We start from the raw sequence: 6,272 nt of genomic DNA, 5'->3' as shown, positions 1-6,272 counted from the left end.
GGGATCGTGTTACAGCTGGATCTGCTGGAAGTTCTCGACCCGCTGGTGACCGTGGGCGGCGTCGCCGACGCGCGGCATCGGGTAGTCGTCCAGACGGTCCAGCAGGCGGGTCTGCAGACCCGCCTCGCGCGCGGCATCAAGCTCTTCCACCACGTCGGACAGGAACAGGATCTCGCCTGCCGGCACGCCGATGGACTGGACGATGCGGCGGTAACTGTCGGCCTCACGCTTGCCGCCGATCTCGGTGTCGAACCAGCCTGACACCAGCGGGCTGAGATCGCCCGCGTCGCTGAAACCGAAAAACAGCTTCTGCGCCGGCACCGAACCGGAGGAGTAGACGTACAGCGGCAGGCCCGAGGCATGCCATCCCTTCAGCACCGGCGCCACTTCCGGATAGAAGTGCGCGGTGTAGTCGCCACGGCGATAGCCGGCGTCCCAGATCAGGCCCTGCAGCGCCTTCAGCGCCGTGTGCTTGCGGTCCTGGTCGATCCAGCCCTGCAGGGTCTCGGCGACCACGCTGTCCTGGCAGGCGCCGCCGATTTCGCTGGCCACCGTGTCCAGCCAGCGGCGCACGTCCGGTCGCTGGCCATGCTCGGCCACGAAGCCGGGCAGCGCCTGGCGCGCATAGGGGAACAGCACGTTCTTGACGAACGAGATGCTGCTGGTGGTGCCTTCGATGTCGGTCAGGATGACGCGGGGCTGCATGGATCAGGATGCCTGGGTCGGAACGTAACGGGGGAATTTCTGCGCGATGTCGGTGCCGGTGAAGTGGCCGACCCAGCCATCCGGCTCGGTGAAGAAGCGGATGGCCACGAAACTCGGCTCCTCGCCCATGTCGAACCAGTGCGTGGTGCCGTCGGGCACGGCGATCAGGTCGTCCTTCACGCATTCGATCTCGTAGACCTTGTCACCCACGTGCAGGGTGAACAGCCCCGAGCCGGCAACGAAGAAGCGCACTTCGTCTTCCTTGTGGAAGTGCTCGTCGAGGAACTTCCTGCGCAGCTCGGCGCGGTTGGGATTGTCCGGCGCGATCGACGCCACATCCACGCTCTTGAAGCCGCGTTCGGCGACCAGGCGATCGATGTCGGCGCGGTAAGCGGCGAACACCTCGTCCTGGCTGGCGCCCGGCGCGACCGGTGCGGTGGCCTGCCAGCGCTCGAAGGTCACGCCGATCTTCTGCAGCTCGGCAGCGATGATGGCGCCGTCCTGGCTGTCCAGCAGCGGGGATTCGGGGCGGGTGTCGTCGTAGATGCGCAGTCGGCTCATGGCGGCAGCTTGAACGTCTCGGGGGGAGGACAGGGTAGCAGGGTGGCGGGCGGGCGCAGATTGCGGTTTGGAATCTGCTCAGCCACGCAGCCTGCGCAGTTCCAGTTCGCAGTGCAGCAGGAACTCGAATGCCTCAAGGTGGCGGCGCGCTTCGGCCATGTCGCGGCCCCAGGCGTACAGGCCGTGGCCATCGATCAGGTAGCCCCACAGCGTCTGGCGGTCCAGCAGATCCTCGACCTGGGCCGACAGCACGTTCATGTCCTGGGTGTTGGCGAACACCGGAACGTCGATGGCCATCTCGTGCGTGCTGTTGCCGGCAAAGGCTTTCAGCAGCTCATAGCCTTCCAGGCGGATGTGCCCCTGCGGTGCATACAGGCGCGAGGCGACGGTCTGCACCGGCGAATGCGTGTGCAGGACGCAGCCGACTTCCGGGAAACGCCGGTACAGCTGCGTGTGCAGCAGCGTCTCGGCGGACGGGCGCAGGGGACGGCCGACGGCCTGGCCATCGAAGTCCACGACCATGATGTCGTCCTCGATCAGCCGCCCCTTGTCCTTGCCGGAGACGGTGATTGCCGCATGGCGGTCGTCGAGCCGATGGGAGAAGTTGCTGCTGGTGGCCGGGGTCCAGCCGGCCTGGGCCAGTTCGCGGACGTTGTCGATCAGCAGCTGGGCGAGCTCGCTCAGGCGCGCGGTGTCGTAGGGGAGGGGGGCGGCGTTCATGCGGGCGATTTTACTGGATTCGGCCAACGGCTGAGCCCCTCGTGGCTGTCTCGCCGGGCGGGATTTCTTGCTTTGGCCGGGCGGGTGGGCTGTGCAGGGGACGCCGTAAACCCATTCTTGGGGGCTTGGCCGCGGCATCCCTGCCGCGGACACCCCTGCACAACCCACCCGCCCGGCCACGGACAGGTTCCGTGCGCGTCAGCCACGGAGTGAAGAAGGAAAAGCGAAAAGCGGGTCGCTTCGCTGCGCTTGCTCGGAGCGGAGCATGGCTCCGCTCTACAGAGGATTCATCGACCTACGAAAATTCATTCCCTGGACGAATTCATCCACGCAAGACGTGGACCAACCAGACGCGCCAGGAGACTGTCGGAGGTGGGGCGGGTTGGGTTCGCGGGGGTGTCCGCGGCATGGATGCCGCGGCCAAGCCTCCAGGGATGGATTCACGGCGTCCCCCGCGAACCCAACCCGTCCCGCCAAACCCTCGGCCCCGCTGTTGCTGTTGCCGTTGCCGTTGCTCCGGCTTCAACGGCGGGTGCAGGGCCGCAGGCCCTGCAATGCAGAACCCCTTACTTCACCCGCAGGCGGCTGTGCCGGAAGCCGTAGCAGAAATAGATCACGAACCCGAAGAACGTCCACACGCCCATCAGCATCCAGTTGTGCATCGTCATCGCCGACAGCAGCGCCAGGCAGCTGAGCACGCCCAGGCTGCAGATCAGCCACGCCATCGGCATGCGGAACGGGCGCGGCAGGTCCGGTTGGGTGCGGCGCAGGATCAGCACGCCCGCACACACCGCCGCGAAGGCGATCAGCGTGCCCATCGAGGTCAGTTCGCCGAGCACGTCCAGCGGGAACAGCGCAGCCAGCAGGGCGATGCCGATTCCGGTGATGACCGTATTGATATGCGGAGTGCGGTACTTCGGATGGATCCGGGTGAACACGGGCGGCAGCAGGCCATCGCGACCCATGATCATGAAGATGCGCGGCTGCGCGATCACCATCACCAGTACGACCGAAGAAAGGCCGACCAGTGCCCCGATTTCCACCACCACCCGCAGCCAGCCCAGCTGGGGATGCGCCGCGACGGCGGTGACCACCGGCTCATCGGTGCCGAGCAGGGTGTACGGCACCAGGCCGGTCATGACGGCCGCCATGGCGATGTACAGCACCGTGCAGACCACCAGCGAGAGCATCATGCCGATCGGCATGTCGCGCTGCGGACGGTGTGACTCCTGTGCCGCCACCGAGACCGCCTCGAAACCGATATAGGCGAAGAACACCATGGCAGCGCCGCGCAGCACGCCCTCCATGCCGTACTTGCCGGGCCCCTGGTTCTCCGGAATGAACGGGGTCCAGTTGGCCGGATCGACGTACTTCCAGCCAACCACGATCACCAGCACGATCAGGCCGGTCTTGAGCACCACCATGGCCATGTTCATGGCCGAGGACTTGCTGATTCCCACGTAGCACAGCCAGGTCAGCAGCAGCACCAGGATGGCCGCCGGCAGGTTGGCGACCGCGCCGGTCGGGCGCAGCTGCCCGTCCAGCGGTGCGCTCACCAGCGCGGCCGGCAGGTGGATGTCGAAGTGACTGAGCAGGCTCAGGAAGTAGCCGGTCCAGCTGACCGCCACTGCCGAGGCGGACACGCCGTACTCCAGCACCAGCATCCAGCCGATGAACCAGGCCGAGAGCTCGCCGAAGGTGGCATAGGTATAGGTATAGGCGCTGCCCGAGACCGGCACCATCGAGGCGAACTCGGCGTAGGCCATGGCGCAGAACGCGCAGCAGATGGCGGCCAGCACGAAGGACAGCATGATGGCCGGGCCGGCATGGTTGGCTGCGGCCTGCCCGGTGATGACGAAGATGCCGCCGCCGATCACTGCGCCGATGCCCAGGGCGGTCAACCCCCAGGGTCCGAGGTGGCGGCGCAGGCTCAGGCCATTGGCGTCTTCATGGGCGGCATGCGGGTGCTTGGTGGCCCAGAGTTGCTTGAACATGTGTGGGGATCTTGTCGATGCGCGCCGGGTGGGTGCGCGGGCGGAAACACTGGCAGGAGCAGACGGGCCGGCGCAGGGCCGGCCCGCAGGTTCAGGCGGACTTGGCCAGCTTGCTGTTGCGCATGCCGTAGCCGAAGTAGATCAGCAGGCCCAGCACGGTCCAGCCGACGAACAGATGCCAGTGCACCACGAAGGCCTGCCAGAACAGGAACAGGCAGGCCGCCGCGCCCAGCGGGCAGATGATCCACACCACCGGGACGCGGAACGGACGATGCAGCTCCGGACGGGTGTAGCGCAGAACCAGCACGCCGATGCATACGGTCGCGAACGCCAGCAGGGTACCCATCGAGACCAGTTCGCCCAGCACGTTCAGCGGCATCAGGCCGGCCAGTGCCGCAGCGATCACACCGACCACGATCGTGGCCCAGTACGGGGTGCGGAAGCGGGCATGGACCTTGCCGAAGAACTTCGGCAGCAGGCCGTCGCGGGAGATCGTGTAGGCGATGCGGGTCTGGCCCATCATCATCACCAGCACCACCGAGGACAGGCCGGCGATGGCGCCGATCTCGACTGCGGTCTTCAGCCAGGACAGGCTGGCATAGGGCTCCAGCGCGGTGGCCACGGGCTTGTCGGTGCCCAGCAGGTGATACGGCATCATGCCGGTCAGCACGGCGCAGACGATGATGTAGACGAGGGTGCACACGGCCAGCGACCCGAGCAGGCCGATCGGCATGTTGCGCTGCGGGTCCTTGGTTTCGCCGGCTGCGGTGGAAACCGCGTCGAAGCCGATATAGGCGAAGAACACGATGGTGGCGGCACGGAACACGCCGCTCCAGCCGAACTCGCCGGATACGCCGGTGTTTTCCGGAATGAAGGGCTGCCAGTTGGCCGGATCGATGTGGGCGGCGCCGAAGCCGATGAACAGGCAGATCACGGTGACCTTGATGGCCACGATGATGGCGTTGACGAAGGCCGACTGGGTCACGCCGACATACAGCAGGCCCGAGACCGCAGCGACGATCAGGACCGCCGGCAGGTTGAACAGCTTGCCGGAAGAGATGAACTCGCTGCCGGTCCATGCGATCGGTGCCGCACTGAGTGCGTCAGGGAACGGCATGTGCAGCGTGGTGGTGATGAAACTGATCAGGTAGGCCGACCAGCCCACCGCGACCGAGGCCGAGGCGAACAGGTACTCCAGTACCAGACACCAGCCGATGAACCAGGCCATGCCCTCGCCGAGCGTGGCGTAGGAGTAGGAGTAGGCGCTGCCCGATACCGGCATCATCGCGGCGAACTCGGCGTAGCACAGGCCGGCGAGTGCACATGCGATGCCGGCGAAGACGAACGACAGCATCACTGCCGGGCCGGCGTGGTTGGCCGCGGCCTGACCGGTCAGTACGAAGATGCCTGCACCGATCACCGCCCCTACGCCAAGCAGGATCAGGTGTTTCGCCGTGAGGGTCCGTTTCAGCGTGGCTTCGCCGTCCAGGCTGCCTTCGATGGGTTCGCCGGCATCGACGTGCCCGGCCGGTTGCACCGGCTTGACCCTCAACAGAGCTTTCAGCATGCAGTACTTCCCTAATGATCGGTTTGGGGGCCGTCGATACGTTGCCGGCAGCCCTGAATGGTGAAGGCCGCGCGAACGGCCCGCTGTACCTTAGCCAAAGCTGAAGCCAACGCACAAGCGCAATCGCAACAATGAGCGGCGATAATGAACAGTATTTTTCCGAACCACCCCCATTCATGAGCCACACCGCCGAAACCCTTGCCGCGCTTGATGATCGCCTGCGCAGTCTGCTGCGGGACCATGCGCGCCTCGAGCCCGCCCACGACGCCCTGGCTGCCGAATTCGGCACATTGCTGGACGATCCGGAAGATCCGTTCCGGCGCGAGCGGTTGGCCGGCCACTTCACCGCCAGCTGCTGGCTGGTCAGCGCCGATGGCCAGCGCCTGCTGCTGACCCACCACCGCAAGCTGCAGCGCTGGCTGCAGCTGGGCGGCCACGCCGACGGCGACCGCGACCTGGCCCGGGTGGCGCTGAAGGAGGCAGAGGAGGAGTCGGGGCTGTCCGGGCTGGTGCTGGACGATCCGGCGATCTTCGACCTGGACAAGCATTGGATCCCCGAACGCGGGGACGTGCCGGGGCATTGGCACTACGACGTGCGCTTCGTGATCCGGGCGCTGGGGGGCGAGGACTTCGTGCTCAGCGAGGAATCGCTGGACCTGGCCTGGCGGCCGGTGACCGAAGTCGCGGCCGATCCGGAATCGGACGAATCGATGCAGCGCATGGCG

The 6,272-nt window shown here is 66.3% G+C and carries 6 protein-coding genes; 1 reads left to right on the top strand and 5 read right to left on the bottom strand.

What is annotated here, in order from left to right:
• Positions 1-9: 9 nt before the first annotated feature.
• The 5 genes from mtnC to N7367_RS19035 form a co-directional block, all read right to left on the bottom strand.
• A complete protein-coding gene (mtnC, locus tag N7367_RS19055) occupies positions 10-705 on the bottom strand; it encodes an acireductone synthase (protein WP_279943014.1) in 696 nt (231 codons plus the stop codon).
• Between the two features lie 3 nt (positions 706-708).
• Positions 709-1,266, bottom strand: a complete 558-nt coding sequence (locus N7367_RS19050) for an acireductone dioxygenase (protein ID WP_053516703.1) — start codon at positions 1,264-1,266, stop codon at positions 709-711.
• A gap of 78 nt (positions 1,267-1,344) precedes the next feature.
• Complete coding sequence (locus N7367_RS19045) at positions 1,345-1,986, bottom strand: methylthioribulose 1-phosphate dehydratase (RefSeq protein ID WP_053516701.1); 642 nt, start codon at positions 1,984-1,986, stop codon at positions 1,345-1,347.
• A 566-nt stretch (positions 1,987-2,552) separates the two neighbouring features.
• Positions 2,553-3,980 (bottom strand): amino acid permease, encoded by a 1,428-nt coding sequence (locus N7367_RS19040; protein WP_279943013.1) that lies wholly within the window; start codon positions 3,978-3,980, stop codon positions 2,553-2,555.
• Positions 3,981-4,071: 91 nt separating this feature from the next.
• Entirely contained in the window at positions 4,072-5,547 is a 1,476-nt protein-coding gene (locus N7367_RS19035) for an amino acid permease (RefSeq protein WP_053519499.1), read from the bottom strand.
• A 131-nt stretch (positions 5,548-5,678) separates the two neighbouring features.
• Here N7367_RS19035 and N7367_RS19030 point away from each other — a divergent pair.
• A partial coding sequence (locus N7367_RS19030; RefSeq protein WP_279943012.1) for an NUDIX hydrolase occupies positions 5,679-6,272 on the top strand: 594 nt, incomplete at its 3' end.

This window comes from Stenotrophomonas sp. GD04145, from assembly GCF_029835135.1.
Taxonomy (GTDB): Bacteria; Pseudomonadota; Gammaproteobacteria; order Xanthomonadales; family Xanthomonadaceae; genus Stenotrophomonas; species Stenotrophomonas maltophilia_P.
This window is presented reverse-complemented; position numbering and strand designations above follow the sequence as displayed.

Bases quoted from the DNA above. Each gene is read 5' to 3' on its own strand.
- mtnC (WP_279943014.1), bottom strand. From the start codon at position 705: ATGCAGCCCCGCGTCATCCTGACCGACATCGAAGGCACCACCAGCAGC.
- N7367_RS19045 (WP_053516701.1), bottom strand. From the start codon at position 1,986: ATGAACGCCGCCCCCCTCCCCTACGACACCGCGCGCCTGAGCGAGCTC.
- N7367_RS19035 (WP_053519499.1), bottom strand. From the start codon at position 5,547: ATGCTGAAAGCTCTGTTGAGGGTCAAGCCGGTGCAACCGGCCGGGCAC.
- N7367_RS19040 (WP_279943013.1), bottom strand. From the start codon at position 3,980: ATGTTCAAGCAACTCTGGGCCACCAAGCACCCGCATGCCGCCCATGAA.
- N7367_RS19050 (WP_053516703.1), bottom strand. From the start codon at position 1,266: ATGAGCCGACTGCGCATCTACGACGACACCCGCCCCGAATCCCCGCTG.